The 18,910-nt window shown below is 71.3% G+C and carries 17 protein-coding genes and 1 pseudogene; 9 read left to right on the top strand and 9 right to left on the bottom strand.

Annotated elements, in window-relative coordinates; translation table 11 throughout:
* A pseudogene (locus AWB92_RS30280) lies at window positions 1-142 on the bottom strand (hypothetical protein); the annotation flags it as partial.
* 15 nt (window positions 143-157) lie between these two features.
* Window positions 158-1,675, bottom strand: a complete 1,518-nt coding sequence (locus AWB92_RS00705; protein ID WP_085183620.1) for a DEAD/DEAH box helicase — start codon at window positions 1,673-1,675, stop codon at window positions 158-160.
* A 247-nt stretch (window positions 1,676-1,922) separates the two neighbouring features.
* On the opposite strand from AWB92_RS00705, the gene AWB92_RS00700 reads away from it, so the two are divergent.
* Window positions 1,923-2,642, top strand: a complete 720-nt coding sequence (locus tag AWB92_RS00700) for a ferritin-like fold-containing protein (RefSeq protein ID WP_085183619.1) — start codon at window positions 1,923-1,925, stop codon at window positions 2,640-2,642.
* A 1-nt stretch (window position 2,643) separates the two neighbouring features.
* Here the strand turns inward: AWB92_RS00700 and AWB92_RS00695 are convergent, their stop codons facing one another.
* On the bottom strand, window positions 2,644-3,342 hold the full coding sequence (locus AWB92_RS00695; RefSeq protein WP_085183618.1) for an MmpS family transport accessory protein: 699 nt from the start codon (window positions 3,340-3,342) through the stop codon (window positions 2,644-2,646).
* A 219-nt stretch (window positions 3,343-3,561) separates the two neighbouring features.
* Between AWB92_RS00695 and AWB92_RS00690 the strand changes: the two genes are divergently transcribed.
* Window positions 3,562-3,834, top strand: coding sequence for a DUF3107 domain-containing protein (locus AWB92_RS00690; RefSeq protein ID WP_068112228.1), 273 nt, complete (start codon window positions 3,562-3,564; stop codon window positions 3,832-3,834).
* Here the strand turns inward: AWB92_RS00690 and AWB92_RS00685 are convergent.
* Window positions 3,821-4,507, bottom strand: coding sequence for a TetR/AcrR family transcriptional regulator (locus AWB92_RS00685; RefSeq protein WP_068181989.1), 687 nt, complete (start codon window positions 4,505-4,507; stop codon window positions 3,821-3,823). The genes AWB92_RS00690 and AWB92_RS00685 overlap by 14 nt on opposite strands.
* 172 nt (window positions 4,508-4,679) lie before the next feature.
* On the opposite strand from AWB92_RS00685, the gene AWB92_RS00680 reads away from it, so the two are divergent.
* From AWB92_RS00680 to AWB92_RS00670, 3 genes are all read left to right on the top strand, one after another.
* Window positions 4,680-5,705 carry a DUF3152 domain-containing protein gene (locus tag AWB92_RS00680; protein ID WP_085183617.1) on the top strand — a complete coding sequence of 342 codons (1,026 nt, stop codon included), beginning with the start codon at window positions 4,680-4,682 and terminating at the stop codon, window positions 5,703-5,705.
* Between the two features lie 192 nt (window positions 5,706-5,897).
* Entirely contained in the window at window positions 5,898-7,064 is a 1,167-nt protein-coding gene (moeZ, locus tag AWB92_RS00675) for an adenylyltransferase/sulfurtransferase MoeZ (protein ID WP_173817316.1), read from the top strand.
* A gap of 36 nt (window positions 7,065-7,100) precedes the next feature.
* Window positions 7,101-7,955 (top strand): TIGR02569 family protein, encoded by an 855-nt coding sequence (locus AWB92_RS00670; protein WP_068112877.1) that lies wholly within the window; start codon window positions 7,101-7,103, stop codon window positions 7,953-7,955.
* Between the two features lie 126 nt (window positions 7,956-8,081).
* On the opposite strand, the gene AWB92_RS00665 is transcribed toward AWB92_RS00670, so the two are convergent.
* From AWB92_RS00665 to AWB92_RS00655, 3 genes are read right to left on the bottom strand one after another with little or no spacing between them, the layout of a single operon-like run.
* On the bottom strand, window positions 8,082-8,390 hold the full coding sequence (locus AWB92_RS00665) for an MGMT family protein (protein WP_085183615.1): 309 nt from the start codon (window positions 8,388-8,390) through the stop codon (window positions 8,082-8,084).
* A 2-nt stretch (window positions 8,391-8,392) separates the two neighbouring features.
* On the bottom strand, window positions 8,393-9,181 hold the full coding sequence (locus AWB92_RS00660) for an alpha/beta hydrolase (protein WP_085183614.1): 789 nt from the start codon (window positions 9,179-9,181) through the stop codon (window positions 8,393-8,395).
* Window positions 9,178-9,375 carry a hypothetical protein gene (locus tag AWB92_RS00655; RefSeq protein ID WP_085183613.1) on the bottom strand — a complete coding sequence of 66 codons (198 nt, stop codon included), beginning with the start codon at window positions 9,373-9,375 and terminating at the stop codon, window positions 9,178-9,180. Before AWB92_RS00655 ends, AWB92_RS00660 begins: the two co-directional genes overlap by 4 nt.
* Before the next feature lie 76 nt (window positions 9,376-9,451).
* Between AWB92_RS00655 and AWB92_RS00650 the strand changes: the two genes are divergently transcribed.
* From AWB92_RS00650 to nudC, 4 genes are read left to right on the top strand one after another with little or no spacing between them, the layout of a single operon-like run.
* Window positions 9,452-12,577 carry an ATP-dependent DNA helicase gene (locus tag AWB92_RS00650; RefSeq protein ID WP_085183612.1) on the top strand — a complete coding sequence of 1,042 codons (3,126 nt, stop codon included), beginning with the start codon at window positions 9,452-9,454 and terminating at the stop codon, window positions 12,575-12,577.
* On the top strand, window positions 12,574-15,870 hold the full coding sequence (locus AWB92_RS00645; RefSeq protein ID WP_085183622.1) for an ATP-dependent DNA helicase: 3,297 nt from the start codon (window positions 12,574-12,576) through the stop codon (window positions 15,868-15,870). The genes AWB92_RS00650 and AWB92_RS00645 overlap by 4 nt, the downstream gene beginning before the upstream one ends.
* 5 nt (window positions 15,871-15,875) lie before the next feature.
* Window positions 15,876-16,946: a potassium channel family protein gene (locus AWB92_RS00640; RefSeq protein WP_085183611.1), complete on the top strand. Its 1,071-nt coding sequence runs from the start codon at window positions 15,876-15,878 to the stop codon at window positions 16,944-16,946.
* Window positions 16,947-16,952: 6 nt separating this feature from the next.
* On the top strand, window positions 16,953-17,876 hold the full coding sequence (gene nudC / locus AWB92_RS00635; RefSeq protein ID WP_085183610.1) for an NAD(+) diphosphatase: 924 nt from the start codon (window positions 16,953-16,955) through the stop codon (window positions 17,874-17,876).
* 5 nt (window positions 17,877-17,881) lie between these two features.
* Here nudC and AWB92_RS00630 read toward each other — a convergent pair whose 3' ends face one another.
* Both AWB92_RS00630 and mrx1 read right to left on the bottom strand, forming a co-directional pair.
* On the bottom strand, window positions 17,882-18,529 hold the full coding sequence (locus tag AWB92_RS00630; protein WP_085183609.1) for a sensor domain-containing protein: 648 nt from the start codon (window positions 18,527-18,529) through the stop codon (window positions 17,882-17,884).
* Window positions 18,530-18,558: 29 nt separating this feature from the next.
* Window positions 18,559-18,810, bottom strand: coding sequence for a mycoredoxin Mrx1 (gene mrx1 / locus AWB92_RS00625; RefSeq protein ID WP_142281889.1), 252 nt, complete (start codon window positions 18,808-18,810; stop codon window positions 18,559-18,561).
* Between the last annotated feature and the right edge of the window lie 100 nt (window positions 18,811-18,910).

Below are 18,910 nucleotides of genomic sequence, written 5' to 3'. Positions count from 1 at the left end.
GTGCGGGGGTGGCGGCGGGGCGGCTGACGGTGGCCCGTGCGTCGCTGGTCCACCAGATCAGCGCCGCCACGAGGGCGACGACGACCGCGATCGCCGCCGCGGCCAACATGTCGCCCTTGGTGCGGCGCTCCGGTTTGACCATGCGGCGGCGCGGGCCTCAGTTGGCTGCGGCGGCTGCGGTGCTTGGGGTGTCGGCGGGCTTGCGGCGCCGGCGGCGGCGCCGGCTGCTCCCGGAGGTGCCGGTGGGCGCGCCGGACGTCGTCTCCGCGGGGGCTTCGCCGTTGGTGGCGGTGGGGTGTGCGGTGACGGGCTGGCCGCCGCGGGTGCGCCGTCGCCGCGCGCCGGAGCGCGAACGGCCGGACTTCTCCGCCTTTTCCGACCCTTGGCGGCCGTCGCGTTCGGTCTCGCGGCGCTTGACCGGTGACTTGCGCGGCGAGCCGACCGTGCCGCCCGCCTCGGTGGGGATGCCCAGCTCGTCGTAGAGGTGCGGCGAGCTGGAGTAGGTCTCGGCGGGGTCCGGGGTCTCCAGGCCCAGGGCCTTGTCGATCATGGTCCAGCGGGGCAGCTCGTCCCAGTCCACCAGGGTGACCGCGACGCCGGTCTTGCCGGCGCGCCCGGTGCGGCCGATCCGGTGCACGTAGGCCTGTTCGTCCTCGGGGATCTGGTAGTTGATGACGTGGGTGACGTCGTCGATGTCGATGCCGCGGGCGGCCACGTCGGTCGCGACGAGCACGTCGATGTCACCGGTGCGGAACGCCTTGAGCGCCTTCTCCCGGGCGATCTGGCCCAGGTCGCCGTGCACGGCGCCGACCTTGAAGCCCCGCTCGGCCAGTTCGTCGGCGACCTTCTGGGCGGTGCGCTTGGTCCGGGTGAAGATCATCGTCGCGCCGCGGCTCTCGGCCTGCAGCACGCGGCTGACCAGCTCCACCTTGTCCAGCGCGTGGGCCCGGTAGACGAACTGCTCGGTGGTGTCGTGCGTGGCCGCGGAGTGCGGCGCCTCCGCGCGGATGTGGGTGGGCTGGTTCATGAACGTGCGGGCCAGCGTGATGATCGGGCCCGGCATGGTCGCCGAGAACAGCATGGATTGCCGGTCTTCGGGGATTTGCCGCAGGATGCGCTCGATGTCGGGCAGGAAGCCCAGGTCGAGCATCTCGTCGGCCTCGTCGAGCACCAGCATGGACAGCCCGCCCAGCTGCAGGTGGCCCTGCTGGGCCAGGTCGAGCAGCCGGCCGGGGGTGCCGACCACGACGTCGGCGCCGGTCTGCAGCGCCTCGATTTGCGGCTCGTAGGCGCGTCCCCCGTAGATCGACACCACGGAGAGCCGGCGGTCGTCGTCCGCGGTCAGGTATTTGGCGGCGGCCGCCAGGTCCTCGGTCACCTGCAGGCACAGCTCGCGGGTGGGCACCACGACCAGCGCGCGGGGCGTGCCGTTGAGCGGCCGGACGCCGACACCGGCGGCGATGCGCTGCAGCAGCGGCACGCCGAACGCGAGGGTCTTGCCCATGCCGGTGCGGGCCTGGCCGATCACGTCGTCGCCGGCGAGGGCCAGCGGCAGGGTCAGTTCTTGGATGGCAAACGGGCTCTCGATGCCCTTTTCCGACAGTGCGCGGACGATTTCGTCGCGGACGCCGAGTTTGGCAAAGGTGAGTTCAGTTGTGCTGGTGGGTGCGGTCATACGCGGATGAAAGCCTTTCGGTGACGTTATTCGCCTGTTGTGTCGGTGTTCTCTGTCGCGGTCACGCGCGCACGAGTTCCGACTACGAATACGTCGCCGAGTCGCGGCCCGAAGATCCTGGGCCAGCTGTGCACGCACATTTCGCAGATACTGGCGGCGATAAAAATTCAGCCAATACCTGCGTCCATGATAGCTGGTCGAAAGCTGGCGCCCATTTGGTGCTAAACCCGCCGACTAGAGTGTTGCCATGACCCCGCCCCTTTCCGGGCCCTCCGGAGCCGACCTGGAAGCCGATCAGGTGGACGATTCGCCCGCCTCCCGGCTGTCGGCGGATCACCCTGGCGTCAACGAGTTGTTCGCGGTGCTGGCCTACGGCGAGGTCGCCGCGTTCTACCGGCTCACCGACGAGGCGCGGATGGCCCCCGACCTGCGTGGACGGATCTCGATGGCGAGCATGGCCGCCGCCGAGATGCAGCACTACGAGCTTTTGCGCGACGCGTTGGAACGCCGCGGGGTCGACGTGGTGTCGGCGATGGCGAAGTACGTCTCGGCGCTGGAGAACTACCACCGGTTGACCATGCCCAGCACGTGGCTGGAAGCGCTGGTGAAGACCTATGTGGGCGACGCGCTGGCCGCCGACCTGTACCTGGAGATCGCCGACGGGCTGCCCGACGAGATCGCCGACGTGGTGCGGGCGGCGCTGTCGGAGACCGGGCACTCGCAGTTCGTCGTCGCCGAGGTGCGGGCCGCGGTGACGGCCAGCGGCAAGCAGCGCAGCCGGCTGGCGCTGTGGTCCCGCCGGCTCTTCGGCGAGGCGATCACCCAGGCCCAGTACGTGCTGGCCGAGCACGACGAGCTCGTCGACCTGGTGGTGTCCGGCCCCGGCGGCCTGGGTCAGCTCAGCGCGTTCTTCGACCGCCTGCAGCAGACGCACGACCGGCGGATGCGCGAACTCGGCCTGAGCTGATCTAGCGGGTGCAGGTCGCCATCACGCCGTTGTTGGCCGACGCCACCACCGGTTGACCGGCGGCGTTGACGATCGCGCAATTGAGCCGGCCCATGAAGCTGGTCGCGACCACCGACTCCGTCGTCACACCCGGGTTCAAAACGACCACCTTGGACCAAGGCAGCGACACGTTGAACTCGGTCTGCGGGTAACCGCGGGCGTCGGTGTACACCACGTTGACCAGGTCAAGCAGCTGTTTCGTGCCGGTGACGCTGTAGATGACAGTGCGCGGGTTCAGCGCGACCGGCGGCGGTGCGTCCGTCGGGGGCGGCGCCGCGGTCGGCGTCGGCGTCGGCAGTGTCGTGGTGGACGCGCTCGGCGGTGGGGCCAGCGTGGTGACCGTCTCGGGCGGCAGCAGGGTCGGCGACGGGGTGGGCTGCGCGACCGGAGTTCTGGGTGCGGGTGGCGGGGAGGTCAAAGTCCGGGGCGGCGGCGCCCCGACGGTCGCCTTCGTCGACGCGCTGTCGCCGCTGTTAATGATGACGGCGGTCGCGACGGCCCCGAGGGCCACCACCGCGCCCAGGATCGCGGCGGCGGGGCGCCAGCGGGTGTCGGCCGGCCAGGCGAGGTCGCCGTAGCCGCCCAGGTCCTCGGTGTCGGCTCCGTCGTAGTCGTCGTCGGCGGGGTAGTCGTAAACCGGGCCGAGACGATCGGTGAGCATGTTTCTGATGGTGCCGATGTTACCGATGTGACTATGGGCGACCGGGCGGCGAACGCCATGTTGGCCGAGCTGGGAGCGAATCGTTATCTTCGGTCGGGCCGCGGTTCGCTTACCGCGAACCGGGGGGCCGGGGAGACATGCGGTGAAGGCGCGTCCACTAGCCTGCTGCTGACACGTCTGACGACTTCAACGCCATTGATACGAACGGAAGGGGCCACGGTGGAGGTCAAGATCGGTATCACGGACAGTCCGCGGGAGCTGGTCCTGTCCAGCACGCAGACGCAAGCCGAAGTCGAAGAGCTCGTGGCAGGCGCGCTGCGCGACAGCTCGGGCCTGCTCAGCCTGAACGACGAGCGGGGCCGACGCTTCCTGATTCAGAGCTCCAAGATCGCCTACGTCGAAATCGGTGTCGCGGACGCCCGCCGGGTCGGGTTCGGGATCGGGGCCGAGACGGCCGGCAAGCACGCGGGAAAGGGCGCTAAGGGCGAGTAAGCGGCACGTGTGACAGCCCGCCCCAGGCGAACTGCACGGTGCCGTCGACGGCGTCGGCCTTGGAGATCGGGCGGTCGGAGTCCAGCCAGTACCGGGCGCAGTCGACGCTGATGCCGACCAGCCCCACCGCGATCATCCGGGCGCGGTGGGGGTCGAGGCCCGAATCGGCGCTGATCAGATCGAACACGGCGTCGGTGCAGGATTCGGTGGCGACCCGCACCTGCGCGGCGACCTCGGGCTCTGTGACGTAGTCGTTCTCGAAGATCAGCCGGTAGCCCTGGCTGTCGTGCTCGATGAAGTCGAAGAACGCCTGCACGGCCGCGTGCAACCGCCGCCGGTTGTCGGTGGTGGTGCTCAAGGCCTGCTGCACACCGGAGACCAGGTTGTCGACGTGCCGGTGCAGCACCGCCAGGTACAGCTCAAGTTTGCTCGAAAAGTGTTGGTACAGAACCGGTTTGCTGACACCGGCCCGATCCGCGATTTCGTCCATGCCGGCTGCGTGATAGCCGCGGTTGACGAAGACGTCGCTGGCCACGATCAGCAGTTGGCCCCGGCGCTCGTCGCGCGGCAAGCGGTTGCCCCGCCGGTTGGCGGCCACGACGCCATCGCCCGGCCGACTACGGTCGGTCGGTTTGACGGCGCGTCGTGCCGCCGGCTTGGCGAGATCGCTCATCGAGTCCTCATCTGGTTTGTCGCCGCCGCTCGCGGCTCGTCGCAAAGACATTACTACCCATGCTGCGTTCGCGATCGTCATCGCCGCCGTCGCCGCTGGCAGACACGGTGTCGCGCGCCGCATTCGGGCGCGCCAAGGGCGGCCACCGTGCCAGCTGTGCAATCCTGGGGCAATGACGTCCCAGCGGCCCGTGCGCGGCACCGGTCGGGTTCCCATGGTGCGCGACGAGTGGCGAGAACCACTTCGCGCGCTCCGTGACCCGATCGGTCCGGGGGTCGGACGGACCCGCGCCGACCGCGAGCGGCCGCGCCAATGGCGCAAGCAAACGTGGCTGGGACGGTTCGTCTCCACCTACGGCTGGCGGGCGTACGCGTTGCCCGTTTTGACGGTGCTCACCGGGTTGGTGATCTACCAGACAGTCACCGGAACCAGCGCGCCGAAACCAACGGCCGCGCAATCCATCCAGGGCACACCGGACATCGGCGCCGTGGGCACGTCGATCATCGACGCGCCACCCCGCGGGCTGGCCGCCTTCGACGCCAACCTGCCCGCCGGCACGCTGCCCGACGGCGGGCCGTTCACCGAGGCGGGCGACAAGACCTGGCACGTCGTGCCCGGCACGATGCCCCAGGTGGGCCAGGGCACCGCCAAGGTGTTCAAGTACACCGTCGAGGTCGAAAACGGCATCGACCCAACGATGTTCGGCGGCGACGAGGCCTTCGCCGAGATGGTCGACCAGACGCTGTCCAATCCCAAGGGCTGGACGCACAACCCGCAGTTCGCCTTCGTCCGGATCGATAACGGCAAGCCCGACTTCCGGATCTCGCTGGTGTCCCCGGTCACGGTGCGTGGCGGGTGCGGCTACGAATTCCGGCTGGAGACCTCCTGCTACAACCCGGTTTACGGACCCGACCGGCAGGCGCGGGTCTTCATCAACGAGGCCCGCTGGGTGCGCGGCGCCGTGCCCTTCGAGGGCGACGTCGGCTCGTATCGGCAGTACGTGATCAACCACGAGGTCGGCCACGCCATCGGGTACGTGCGTCACGAGCCCTGCGAACAGCAGGGCGGCCTGGCGCCGGTGATGATGCAGCAGACGTTCTCCACGTCGAACGACGACGCCGCCAAGTTCGACCCCGATTTCGTCAAGGCTGACGGGAAGATTTGCCGGTTCAACCCCTGGCCGTATCCGATCGCCTGACGGCCTGGCCGCCGTCGCCGAGACTGCGCTCAGCGCGTGAATTGGCGGCAAATCCGCGATCTGTGCGCAGTCTCGGCGGCCAGCCCCGGGAAGCGACCGTGCTTGTTTGCCGTTGATCGCGGCAACTGTTGTGATGGATAGAGCTGACAAAAGCTACCGAGGAGTTGTCCGGTGTCGACATCCGAGACGCCACTGCCGCCGCTGGTCGAGCCCGCAGCCCAGCTGAGCCGCGACGAGGTGGCCCGCTACAGCCGCCACCTGATCATCCCCGACCTGGGCGTCGACGGTCAGAAGCGGCTGAAGAACGCCCGAGTGCTGGTGATCGGCGCCGGCGGGCTCGGCGCCCCCGCGTTGCTCTACCTGGCCGCGGCGGGCGTGGGCACCATCGGCATCGTCGACTTCGACGTCGTCGACGAGTCCAACCTGCAGCGCCAGATCATCCACGGCGTCGCCGACGTCGGGCGGTCCAAGGCTCAGTCGGCGCGCGACTCGATCGCCGCCATCAACCCGTTGGTCGACGTGCGATTGCACGAGTTCCGGCTGGAGCCGCGCAACGCGATCGACCTGTTCCGCCAGTACGACCTGATCCTGGACGGCACCGACAACTTCGCCACCCGGTATCTGGTCAACGACGCGGCGGTGCTGGCCGGCAAGCCCTACGTGTGGGGGTCGATCTATCGCTTTGAGGGCCAGGTGTCGGTGTTCTGGGAGGACGCGCCGGACGGGCGGGGCCTGAATTACCGCGACCTCTATCCGGAGCCGCCGCCGCCCGGGCTGGTCCCGTCCTGCGCCGAGGGCGGGGTGCTGGGCATCATCTGCGCGTCCATCGCGTCGGTGATGGGCACCGAGGCGATCAAGCTGATCACCGGGATCGGTGAGTCGCTGCTGGGCCGGCTGATGATCTACGACGCGCTGGAGATGAGCTACCGGACCATCCGCATCCGCAAGGACCCGACGGCGCCCGCGATCACCGGGCTCGCCGACTACGAGGAGTTCTGCGGCGCGGTTTCCGAGGATGGCGCCGTCGCGGCCGCGGATTCCACCATCACCCCGCGGGAGCTGCGGGAGTTGCTGGACTCCGGCGAGAAGCTGGCCCTGATCGACGTTCGCGAGCCGGTGGAGTGGGACATCAACCACATCGACGGCGCCCAGCTGATCCCGAAGTCGCTGATCAGCTCCGGTGAGGGCCTGGCGCGACTGCCTCACGACCGCAAGGCGGTGCTGTACTGCAAGACCGGCGTGCGCTCGGCCGAGGCGCTGGCCGCGGTGAAGAAAGCCGGATTCTCGGACGCGGTGCATTTGCAGGGCGGCATCGTGGCGTGGGCCGAACAGATGCAGCCCGACATGGTGATGTACTGACCCGTTACCGCCGATCGGCTCCATTACGCTACCGGTGTGACAGTCGAGCCACCGCCGGAGCATGTGCTGGCGGCGTTTGGTTTGACGGGTGTGAAGCCCATCCCGCTGGGGGCGAGCTGGGAAGGCGGCTGGCGGTGCGGCGAGGTCGTGCTGTCAATCGTCGCCGACCACGCCCGCGCGGCCTGGTCGGCCCGGGTGCGCGAGACATTGTTCGTCGACGGCGTCCGGCTGGCCCGGCCGGTTCGCTCCACCGACGGGCGCTACGTGGTGTCCGGGTGGCGGGCCGACACCTTCGTTGCGGGGACGCCCGAGCCGCGGCATGACGAGGTCGTCTCGGCGGCGGTGCGCCTGCACGAGGCGACCGGCAAGCTGGAACGCCCCCGCTTCCTGACCCAGGGGCCGACCGCGCCGTGGGGCGACGTCGACGTCTTCATCGCCGCCGACCGGGCCGCGTGGGAAGAACGGCCGCTCGCGTCGGTCCCGCCGGGCGCGCGCACGGCACCGCCGTCGTCGGACGCCGAGAAGTCGGTCGAGCTGATCAACCAGCTCGCCACGCTGCGCAAGCCGACCAAAAGCCCCAACCAGCTGGTCCACGGAGACCTTTACGGCACAGTGCTTTTCATCGGAACCGCGGCGCCGGGCATCACCGACATCACCCCCTACTGGCGGCCCGCGTCGTGGGCGGCGGGCGTCGTCGTCGTCGACGCGCTGTCCTGGGGCGAGGCCGACGACGGGCTCATCGAACGCTGGAACGCGCTGCCCGAGTGGCCGCAGATGTTGTTGCGGGCCTTGATGTTTCGCTTGGCGGTGCATGCGCTGCACCCGCGGTCGACGGCCGAGGCGTTCCCGGGCCTGGCCCGCACGGCGGCCCTGGTCCGGCTGGTGCTCTAGCCGTAGTCACACGCGTGAGTGTGAACCCACGGCTTTGAGTGTGCGTGGGGGGCGGTAGATCCGCGAAATCTGCACCGTGGACTCACACTCAAAGCCGTGAGTGCACACTGGACGGCCCAGTCGCCGCTAACTCCCGCGCGGCAACTCGTAGCGGACCTCGTCCAGCGCGATCCTGCCGTCGACGGCCAGCACACCCTCGGCGCGCAGCAGCTCCAGCTGCCGGCTCGTCAGATGCCGCGCGGGGCGCCCGGACGCGGTGATCACCCGGTGCCAGGGCAGGTCCGAGGAGTCGGTCCGCATCACCCACCCGACGATGCGGGGGCTGGAAAGCCCTGCCACAGAGGCGATGTCGCCGTAGGTGGCGACCCGCCCGGAGGGGATCGCCGCGACCAGCGCGCGCACCCGCTCGACCTGCTCATCGGTCACCGGCGCCACAGTCAGTGGGCTTCCAGCAGCTCGCGGATCAACGCCGCGACCTCGGTGGGCCGGGAGTGGGACACCATGTGATCGCAGTCGAAATCCAGCAGCCGGAAATCGGATCCCAGCCGCCCGTGCAGTCCCGCGATCAACTCGTCGCCGACGTACGGCGGCGACGTCAGTTTGGCCCGCACGAGCGTCGTCACCGTCCCGGCCCGCGGCAGCACGGCCTCCCGGGCCAGCTCGCTCCAGTACGACATCATGGCCGGCATGCTGACGCGCCAGCCGTAACGCCCGTTGGGCAGCTCGATCAGGTGCTCGTCGATCTCGGTGTCGAGCCAGGCGGGGTCCACGTCCGACCAGGAACCGACGGACTTCTCCACGCGGGCCTCCCTGGCGCCGCGGTAGTCGGGCGAGGAGAACATCGCCTCGGCGATGTCGCGCATCCACCCACCGTCCAGCCCGACCGCCGGGTCGAGCAGCAGCAGCGCCGCCACCCGGTCGGGGTGAGCCGCGGCCAATTGCAGCGCCAGCGCCCCGCCGAACGAGTGCCCGACCACCAGCACCGGTGCGTCGGCGGCTGCGTCGTCGAGCAGCGCTGCAAGCGCCGAGACGTTGGCGTCGATGGTCCACGGCGCCGCCCAGGACGATCGACCGTGGCCGAGCAAATCCGGTGCGGCGATCGCGATTTCGGGCAGGTAGCCGGCCAGATGTTGCCAGCGCCCGCCGTAACCGGTCAGCCCGTGCAGGGCAAGCATCCGCACCGGACCACCCGGGCCGTAGCGGTGCACGTGCAGGTCGGCGGTCACCCGGCGGAGTCGTCCCAGTCGTCGTCGACCGGGACGATGTACGCCTGCTCGATGACGTCCGCCTCGTTGGCATCGCGATCCGCGGCGGCGTCGAGGTAGGCCGTGTCCAGGCCGGCCTCCTCCTCCGGGTCGAGGGCCAGGCGCTGTTCGGCCGCGTCCGCCTCGGGCACCACGTCATCGGGACCGTTGCTCATCCATCCCCTCCTCGCGTTTCGGCTTCTCGGGTCCAGTATCCCGGAAGCTGTCAGACCCACGTGATTGCATGCAGCCATGTCATACACCTGGGACGACGAGGCCCGCACCGTGCTGGCGCCCGGCCTGCGCGGACGGGTGCGTGTCCTGGGCGGGCCCGGCACCGGCAAGAGCAGCCTGTTGGTCGACGCCGCGATCGCCCAGATCGGCGCGGGTGTCGATCCGGAATCGGTTCTGCTGCTTACCGGTTCCGGGCGGATGGGGCCGCGGGCGCGCAGCGCGTTGACGACGGCGCTGCTGCGATCGCGCAATGCCGCGGGCCGTGCCGCGGTGCGCGAGCCGCTGGTCCGCACCGTGCACAGCTACGCGTACGCGGTGTTGCGCCGGGCCGCCGAGCGCGCCGGCGATCCGCCCCCGCGGCTGCTCACCAGCGCCGAACAGGACGCCATCATCCGCGAACTGCTGGCCGGCGACCTCGAAGACGGGCCCCGGGCGGCGAGTGCGTGGCCGTCCCACCTGCGGCCCGCGCTGGCCACCGCCGGCTTCGCCACCGAGCTGCGAAACCTGTTGGCGCGCTGCGCCGAACGCGGCGTCGACCCGCAAGAATTGGAGCGGCTGGGACGTCTGCGCGGGCGTGGCGAATGGACCGCCGCCGGCCAATTCGCGCGGCAGTACGAGCAGGTGATGCTACTGCGCGCGGCGGTCGGGACGGCGGCGCCGCAGGCGACCTCGCCGGCGCTCGGCGCCGCCGAATTGGTCGGGGCCGCGCTGGAGGCTTTCGCCGTCGACCCGGAATTGCTGGCGGCCGAACGTGCCCGGGTGCGCGTCCTGCTGATCGACGACGCCCAGCAGCTCGACCCGCAGGCCGCCCGCCTGGTTCGGGTGCTGGCCGCCGGCACCGAGGTGACGCTGGTCGCCGGTGATCCCAACCAGGCGGTGTTCGGCTTCCGGGGCGGCGAGGCGTCGGGGCTGTTGACCGACGATTCACCGTCGGTGACGCTCGCGGCATCCCATCGCTGCGCGCCCGCCGTCGCGCGCGCCGTCAGCGGCATCGCGCGCCGGTTACCCGGCGGTGGCGCCGGCAGGTGCATCGAGGGCGTCGGGCCCGACGAGGGATCCGTCACCGCCCGACTGGCCGCGTCGGCGCATGCGGAGGCGGCCCTGATCGCCGACGCGTTGCGGCGTGCCCACCTGATGGACGGGATTCCGTGGTCGCAGATGGCCGTCATCGTGCGGTCGGTGCCACGCGCCGGGGCGCGGTTGCCGCGCGCCCTGGCCGCCGCCGGCGTCCCGGTGGCCGCGGCCGCGTCAAGCGGACCGCTGTCGGACGAGCCGGCGGCGCGTGCGCTGCTCACGGTGCTGGCGGCCACCGCGGACGGGCTCAACGGCGACCAGGCGCTGGCGTTGCTGACCGGACCCATCGGCCGCATCGACCCGGTGTCGCTGCGGCAACTGCGCCGAACCCTGCGGCGCGCCAACGCCGATCGTGCGCCTGACGACCTCGGCGACCTTCTCGTCGCGGCCCTGCAGGCCGACGCGCCCTTGCCCGGGCCGCACGCCCGCGCGCTGGGTCGGGTGCGTGCCGTCCTGGACGCGGCCGCGCGCTGCCACGGCGAGGGCCAAGACCCGCGCTACACCCTCTGGGCCGCCTGGCATCGGTCCGGCCTGCAGCGCCGCTGGCTGTCGGCCATCGAGCGCGGCGGCCCCGCCGGCGCCCAGGCCACCCGGGACCTCGAGGCCACGACCGCCCTGTTCGACGTCACCGACCAGTACGTGTCCCGCACGCCCGGCGCGTCGCTGCGCGGGCTCGTCGAGCACGTCGCCGCGCTGCAGCTGCCCGGCGCCAACCCCGAGCCGGTGTCGCAGGCGGAGCAGGTCAGGGTGCTCAGCGCCCACGCCGCGCTGGGACACGAGTGGGACTTCGTGATCATCGCCGGTCTGCAGGAAGGCTTGTGGCCCAACACCATTCCTCGCGGCGGTGTGCTGAACACGCAACGGCTGCTCGACGCGCTCGACGGCGTCACCGCGGACGCCTCGGTGCGCGCTCCGCTGCTGGCCGAGGAGCGCAGGCTGCTGGTGGCGGCCATGGGCCGGGCGCGCCGCCGGCTGCTGGTGACGGCGGTGGACAGCGACGCGGACGGGACGGACGGGGACGCCGCGTTGCCCTCGGCGTTCTTCTCCGAAATCGCGCAGTGGTCCGACGGCGATCCCGTTGCGGCACAACCGGTCTCGACACCCCGGGTGTTGTCCGCGGCGGCGCTGGTCGGCCGGCTGCGTGGCGTCGTGTGCGCGCCCGACGGAGCCGTGGACGACGCCGTGCGCCGTTGCGCGGCAACGCAATTGGCTCGGCTGGCCAAAGCCGGCGTGCCCGGGGCCGACCCGGCCGGCTGGCACGGCCTGATCCCGGTCAGCACCACCGAACCGCTACGCGCCGCCGCCGACCCGGTGACACTGACGCCGTCGACCCTGCAGACGCTCAACGACTGCCCGCTGCGTTGGCTGGCCGAGCGGCACGGCGGCACCGACGCGCGGGAGCTGCGCTCCACCATCGGCTCGGTGCTGCACGCGCTGATCGCCGAACCGGCCAAAACGGAATCGCAACTGCTCGCCGAGCTGGACCGCGCGTGGCAACACCTGCCATTCGAGGCGCGGTGGCATTCGGCCAACGAACTGGCCCGCCACCGCGCGATGGTCGAGGCGTTCGTCGCGTGGCGGGCGCAGACCCGCGGCGAGCTGACCGAGGTCGGCGTCGAGGTGGGCCTCGACGGGACCCTGACGCGGCCGCGCGCTGACCGCGGCGAGATCCGGCTGCGCGGCCGGGTCGACCGGCTGGAACGCGACGCGGCCGGCCGGCTGGTGATCGTCGACATCAAGACCGGCAAGTCGCCCGTCAGCAAGGACGACGCCCAACAACACGCGCAGCTGGCGATGTATCAGCTGGCGGTGGCCGAGGGCATGATCGACGCGGGCGAAGAGCCGGGCGGCGCGCGACTGGTCTACGTCGGCAAGACGGGGGCCGGCGGCGCCACCGTGCGCGAGCAGGATCCGCTGACCGCGGCCGCCCGCGACGAATGGCGCGACCTGGTCCGGCGGGCCGCCGACGCGACGGCTGGGCCGCAGTTCATCGCCCGGCGCAACGACGGCTGCACGCACTGCCCGATCCGGCGGTGCTGCCCCGCCCACGTCGACGGGGCGGCGTCGTGAGCCCGCGCTACACCCCGGCCGAATTGGCTTGTGCGCTGGGCCTTTTCCCGCCCACCGACGAGCAGGCCGCCGTCATCGCCGCGCCGCAGGGCCCGCTGGTCGTCATCGCGGGGGCCGGCGCCGGTAAGACCGAGACGATGGCGGCGCGGGTGGTGTGGCTGGTCGCCAACGGCTACGCCGCACCCGGCCAGGTGCTCGGGTTGACGTTCACCCGCAAGGCCTCCGGCCAATTGCTGCGCCGGGTCCGCTCCCGGCTTGCGCGGCTGGCCGGCATCGGTCTCGGCGCGACCCTCGACCCGGAAGGCAGCCCGACGGTCAGCACCTACCACGCCTTCGCCGGCTCGCTCCTGCGCGACCACGGCCTGCTGCTGCCGGTCGAGCCGGACACCCGGCTGCTCGGCGAGACTGAGCTGTGGCAGCTGGCCTTCGACGTCGTCAGCGGGTACCGCGGGGAGCTGCGCACCGACAAGACACCGGCCGCGGTCACCTCGATGGTGCTGCGGTTGTGGGGACAGCTGGCCGAGCATCTCGTCGACACCGGGCAGCTCCGCGACACCCACGTCGAGCTGGAACGGCTGATTCACGCGCTGCCGGCCGGCCCCTACCAGCGCGACCGCGGGCCCAGCCAGTGGCTGCTGCGGCTGCTGGCCACCCAGACCGAGCGCGCCGAGCTGGTGCCGCTGCTCGACGCGCTGCACGAGCGGATGCACGCCGCGAAGGCGATGGACTTCGGCATGCAGATGGCGTCGGCCGCGCGGCTGGCGGTGGCCTTCCCGCAGGTGGGTGAGGAGCTGCGGAGCCGGTACCGGGTGGTGCTGCTGGATGAGTACCAGGACACCGGGCATGCCCAGCGAATCGCGCTCTCGGCGCTGTTCGGCGGTGGTGGCTCCAATCTTCCAGATGACGGGCTGGCGCTGACGGCCGTTGGTGACCCGATTCAGTCGATCTACGGCTGGCGCGGCGCCTCGGCGACCAACCTGCCGCGGTTTTCCACCGACTTCCCCCGCTCCGACGGCACCCCGGCACCGGTCCTGGAGCTGCGGACCAGCTGGCGCAACCCGCCGCGCGCCCTGCGGGTGGCCAACGCCATCTCGGCCGAGGCGCGGCGCCGGTCGGTCGCCGTGCGCGCCCTGCGCCCCCGCCCGGACGCCCCGCCCGGCACGGTCCGCTGCGCGTTGCTGGCCGACGTGGTGGCCGAACGCGACTGGATCGCCGACCAGATCCATCGGCGGTACCGGCAGGCCGAGGGCGACGGCGCCGGCCCGCCGACGGCCGCGGTCCTGGTGCGCCGCAACGCCGACGCGGCGCCCATCGCCGACGCGCTTCGCGCGCGCGGAATCCCGGTCGAGGTGGTGGGTTTGGCCGGCCTGTTGTCCATCCCCGAGGTCGCCGACGTGGTGGCCATGCTGCGGCTGGTGGCCGACCCGACGGCCGGCGCGGCGGCGATGCGGGTGCTGACCGGCCCGCGCTGGCGCCTCGGCGGTCGCGACATCGCCGCGCTGTGGCAGCGCGCGCTGGCCCTAGCCGGGGAACGCTCGGGCCCGGCGTCGCCCGAGTCGATCGCGATGGCGGCCGGGCCCGACCCCGATACGGCCTGCCTGGCCGACGCGATCAGCGATCCCGGCCCGGCCGGCGCGTACTCGCCCACGGGCTATCGGCGCATCACCGCGCTGGCCGCCGAGCTGCGCGCCCTGCGCGGCCACCTCGGTCATTCGCTGCCCGACCTGGTTGCCGAGGTGCGCCGCGCGCTGGGTGTCGACTGCGAAGTCCGCGCCGGCGCGGCGATCTCGGGCGGCTGGACCGGCGCCGAACACCTCGACGCGTTCGCCGACGTCGTCGCCGGCTACGCCGAGCGAACGCGGGTTGCGACCGACCAGTCGGTGACGGCGTCGGTCGCCGGCCTGCTGGCCTACCTCGACGTCGCCGAGACCGTGGAGAACGGTCTGCCGCCCGCCCCGTCGGCGGTCGCGCGCGACCGCGTGCAGATCCTCACCGTGCATTCGGCTAAGGGTCTCGAGTGGCAGGTCGTCGCGGTCGCGCACCTATCGGGCGGCATCTTCCCGTCGACCGCGTCGCGCAGCAGCTGGCTCACCGACGCCGCCGAGCTGCCGCCGCTGCTGCGCGGCGACCGCGCCTCGGCGGGCTCGCTGGGCGTCCCGGTGCTGGACACGTCGGACGTTACAAATCGAAAGCAGCTGTCGGACAAGATCTTCGAGCATCGCCGCCAACTCGAGCAGCGGCGCGTCGACGAGGAACGCCGACTGCTGTACGTGGCGATCACCCGGGCCGAGGACACGCTGCTGGTTTCCGGCCATCAATGGGGAACCACCGGGGTCAAACCGCGCGGCCCGTCGGAGTTCCTCTGCGAGCTCAAGGACATCATCGACCGCTCGGCCGCCGACGGCGATCCGTGCGGGGTGGTGGAACACTGGGCTCCCGATCCCGCCGACGGTGAACGAAATCCCATGCGCGACAACGTCGTCGAGGCGGTGTGGCCTGCCGACCCGTTGGCCGGGCGGCGCGGCGCTGTCGAAGCCGGGGCCGCGCTGGTGACCGGGGCCATGGCGGCCGATCCGGACGAGACCGGTGCCGACGTCGACGGGTGGGCGGCCGACGTCGACGCGTTGCTGGCCGAGCGGGCGCGGGCGGCCGGCCCGGCCGCGCACGGCCTGCCCAGCCAGGTCTCCGTCAGCGGCCTGGTGGACCTGGCGCGTGACCCGGTGGCCGCGGCGCAGCGGCTGGTGCACCGGCTGCCCACCCGCCCGGACCCGCATGCCTTGCTGGGCAACGCCTTTCACGCCTGGGTCCAGCGGTTCTACGGGGCCGACTCGCTGTTCGACCTCGGCGACCTGCCGGGCGCGGCGGACTCCGAGGTCGGCGACACCCAGGAATTGGCCGCGCTGCAGGAGGCGTTCGCGAAATCGGGGTGGGCGGCGCGCACGCCGGTGGCCGTCGAGGTTCCGTTCGAGATGCCGATCGGCGAGACCGTGGTGCGCGGCCGCATCGACGCCGTGTTCGCCGACCCGGACGGCGGCGCCACCGTCGTTGACTGGAAGACCGGCGAGCCCCCGCGCGGGCCCGAAGCCATGCGGCAGGCCGCGGTCCAGCTCGCCGTCTACCGGTTGGCCTGGGCGGCGTTGTCGCAACTCCCGGAGTCGTCGGTGCGCACCGCGTTCTACTACGTGCGCACCGGCGCCACCGTGACGCCCGAGGAACTGCCGGATCCCGACGAGTTGGCCGCGTTGCTCGGCGACCGTCCACCTGATGGCAGGCTCGCCAGCGTGGTTACATAGGACTCGTGGGCAACGGTAGGGCGCGCAAACTCAGCGGCCTGGACGAAACCCTGACCGCCCAGCCCGGTCACCAGTTGGTCGGCGTGCTGCGCATTCCCGAAGACCCCGCGAGCCCCACCCGCGTCATCACCCGCCGGGTCGCGATCGCGCTGCTGGTGTTGTTGGCCGCCACCGTCGTCGTGTATCTGGATCGCGGCGGTTACCGCGACGTGCGGGGCGCGCCACTGACGTTCCTGGACTGCCTGTACTTCTCGGCGGTGTCGCTGTCGACCACCGGTTACGGCGACATCACCGCCTACTCGGAAACCGCGCGCCTGGTCAACACGGTGGTCTTCACTCCGCTGCGGATCGCGTTCCTGGCGGTGCTGGTCGGCACGACGCTCGAGGTGCTCTCGGAGCGGTCCCGGCAGGCGTGGAAGATTCAGCGTTGGAGGAGCAAAGTGCGCAACCACACGATCGTGATCGGGTACGGCACCAAGGGCAAAACGGCGGTCGGCGCGATCCTCGGCGACGAGGCCTCTCAGGGCGAGGTCGTCGTCGTCGACATGGATCCGTCCGCCCTCGAGCACGCCGCGGCGGCCGGGCTGGTCACCGTCCGCGGCGACGCCACTCGGTCCGATGTGCTGCGGCTGGCCGGCGCGCAGCACGCGGCGTCGATCGTCGTCGCCACCAGCCGCGACGACACCGCCGTGCTGGTGACGCTGACGGCGCGGGAGATCGCGCCCAAGGCCAAGATCGTGGCGTCCATCCGCGAGGCCGAGAACCAGCATCTGTTGCAGCAGTCGGGCGCCGACTCGGTGGTGGTCTCCTCGGAAACCGCCGGCCGGCTGCTCGGCCTTGCCACCAGCACGCCCAGCGTGGTGGAGATGATCGAGGACCTGCTGACCCCCGACGCCGGGCTGGCCATCGCCGAACGCGAGGTCGAGCAGACCGAAATCGGTGGCTCCCCAAGGCATTTGCGCGACATCGTGCTCGGCGTGGTCCGCGACGGTCACCTGCTGCGCATCGGCGCCCCCGAGGTGGACGCGATCGAGGCCACCGACCGGCTGCTCTACATCCGGCACGCGGGGCACTAGGCGATCGTGGACTTCCAGCTGCAGAGTGTCCCGCTGCTGTCGCGCGTCGGCGCCGACCGCGCCGACCAGCTACGCACCGACGTCGACGCCGCGACGGCGGGGTGGGCGGATGCGGCGCTGCTGCGGGTAGATTCGCGCAACCAGGTTCTGGTCGCCGACGGCCGGGTGGTGCTTGGCGCCGCGTCCGCGCTGGGCGACAAGCCGCCGCCCGAAGCGGTTTTCCTGGGCCGCATCGACGGCGGCCGCCATGTCTGGGCGGTCCGCGCCGCGCTGCAGGCGCCCGAGGACCCCGACGTCAAGACGGAGGTGCTGAACCTGCGCAGCCTCGGCCCGATCTTCGACGACACCAGCAGCCAACTGGTGTCGTCGGCCATCGCGCTGCTCAATTGGCATGACAGCGCGCGATTCAGCGCGGTGGACGGCTCACCGACGCGCCCGGCGCGGGGCGGCTGGGCGCGGGTCAACCCGGTCACCGGCCACGAGGAGTTCCCGCGCATCGACCCGGCGGTGATCTGCCTCGTCCATGACGGCGGCGACCGGGCGGTGCTGGCCCGCCAGGCGGTGTGGCCCGAGCGGATGTTCTCGTTGCTCGCCGGGTTCGTCGAGGCCGGTGAGTCGTTCGAGGTGTGCGTCGCCCGGGAGATCCGGGAGGAGATCGGGCTGACGGTGCGCGACGTGCGCTACCTGGGTAGCCAGCCGTGGCCTTTCCCGCGCTCGCTGATGGTCGGCTTCCATGCCGTGGCCGACCCGAGCGAGGAGTTCTCGTTCAACGACGGCGAGATCGCCGAGGCGCAATGGTTCACCCGCGACGAGGTGCGCGCGGCGCTCGCCGTCGGCGATTGGAGCAGCGCCTCAGACTCCAAACTCCTGCTGCCCGGCTCGATCTCGATCGCCCGAGTGATCATCGAATCCTGGGCCGTGCTCGACTGACACGGCTACCTGATGCGGTCGGCGATCGCCTGAAGGACGCCGTTGGCGACCTGCTCCGTCGGCTCGATACCCAACACGCCCACGGACACCAATACCGAGGACTTCACGCGATACACGTGACTCCACCCGGCGGAAGTCAGCTTCAGGGTGGAGGCGTCCGGCCGCTCCAGCGCGAAGTCGTAGGCGCTGTCGTGCAACGCCGCGCAGTCCTTCAGCGTCGATTCCAGCCGGTCGAGGGCCCCGCGCGCGGCGCCGGGGTCCCCGTACACGGCGACGGCATGGCTGACCTGGTTCAGCGGGGCGATGCCGCCCGGCTCCAGGTCGTCGGTCGTGCCGCTGTAGGCGACGGCGCGGAACTGCTTCCAGCCCGAGGCGAACGTGAGGTCGCTGCTGCCCACCGCCCGGCACGGGAACGGCGCTTTGAGGTCCGTCGGCGCCGGCTGGTGCCGGTCCGCGTACTCATAAGGGGAGAGGCCCTCGAAGTTGGCGATGTGCCGCACGTCTTCCACGCTGACGATCAGCGATTCCGCGTCGGCTGCCCGCTCCGCGCCCGTGCGCTCCACGGCGTGCGAGCACGCCGACACGGCCAGGGCACCGCAGGCGATCAGCGCAAAAGCTTTGCCGAGGAAAGGGACTCGCGCACCCGACGCCATGGCCGATATCGTAGGCGCCCCGGCGGCGTTTAGCCGACTTCGGCCAGCTTCGCTTTGATCTGGGCCGCACTCGGATTGGTCAGCGTCGACCCGTCGGCGAACTTCACGGTCGGGACCGTCCGATTGCCGCCGTTGACCGAGCTGACGAACTCCGCCGCCGCCGGGTCTCGCTCGATGTCGACCTCGTCGTAGGAGATGCCGTCGGAGCGCAGCACCGTCTTGAGCCGGTGGCAGAAGCCACACCAGGAGGTCGTGTACATGGTAAGCGAGGACATGATCAATCCAACGTAGCGCGACGACGATGGATTCCGCGCAGCGGGATGCTGAGGAGTTGGGCAATCGGGGTAAGCGGAGCGGGCCACGAATTCCGAAGCGACCCGA

Origin of the sequence: Mycobacterium sp. IEC1808 (genome assembly GCF_002101935.1) — a bacterium.
Taxonomy (GTDB): domain Bacteria; phylum Actinomycetota; class Actinomycetes; order Mycobacteriales; family Mycobacteriaceae; genus Mycobacterium.
Note: the sequence above shows the minus strand (reverse complement) of the source record. Positions and strands in the feature narration are given on the sequence as shown.

Coding starts and splice junctions, on each gene's coding strand:
- AWB92_RS00685 (WP_068181989.1), bottom strand. CDS start 4,507: ATGAGCGATCTCGCCAAGCCGGCGGCACGACGCGCCGTCAAACCGACC.
- AWB92_RS00680 (WP_085183617.1), top strand. CDS start 4,680: ATGACGTCCCAGCGGCCCGTGCGCGGCACCGGTCGGGTTCCCATGGTG.
- AWB92_RS00655 (WP_085183613.1), bottom strand. CDS start 9,375: ATGAGCAACGGTCCCGATGACGTGGTGCCCGAGGCGGACGCGGCCGAA.
- AWB92_RS00650 (WP_085183612.1), top strand. CDS start 9,452: ATGTCATACACCTGGGACGACGAGGCCCGCACCGTGCTGGCGCCCGGC.
- AWB92_RS00700 (WP_085183619.1), top strand. CDS start 1,923: ATGACCCCGCCCCTTTCCGGGCCCTCCGGAGCCGACCTGGAAGCCGAT.
- AWB92_RS00630 (WP_085183609.1), bottom strand. CDS start 18,529: ATGGCGTCGGGTGCGCGAGTCCCTTTCCTCGGCAAAGCTTTTGCGCTG.
- AWB92_RS00695 (WP_085183618.1), bottom strand. CDS start 3,342: ATGCTCACCGATCGTCTCGGCCCGGTTTACGACTACCCCGCCGACGAC.
- AWB92_RS00705 (WP_085183620.1), bottom strand. CDS start 1,675: ATGACCGCACCCACCAGCACAACTGAACTCACCTTTGCCAAACTCGGC.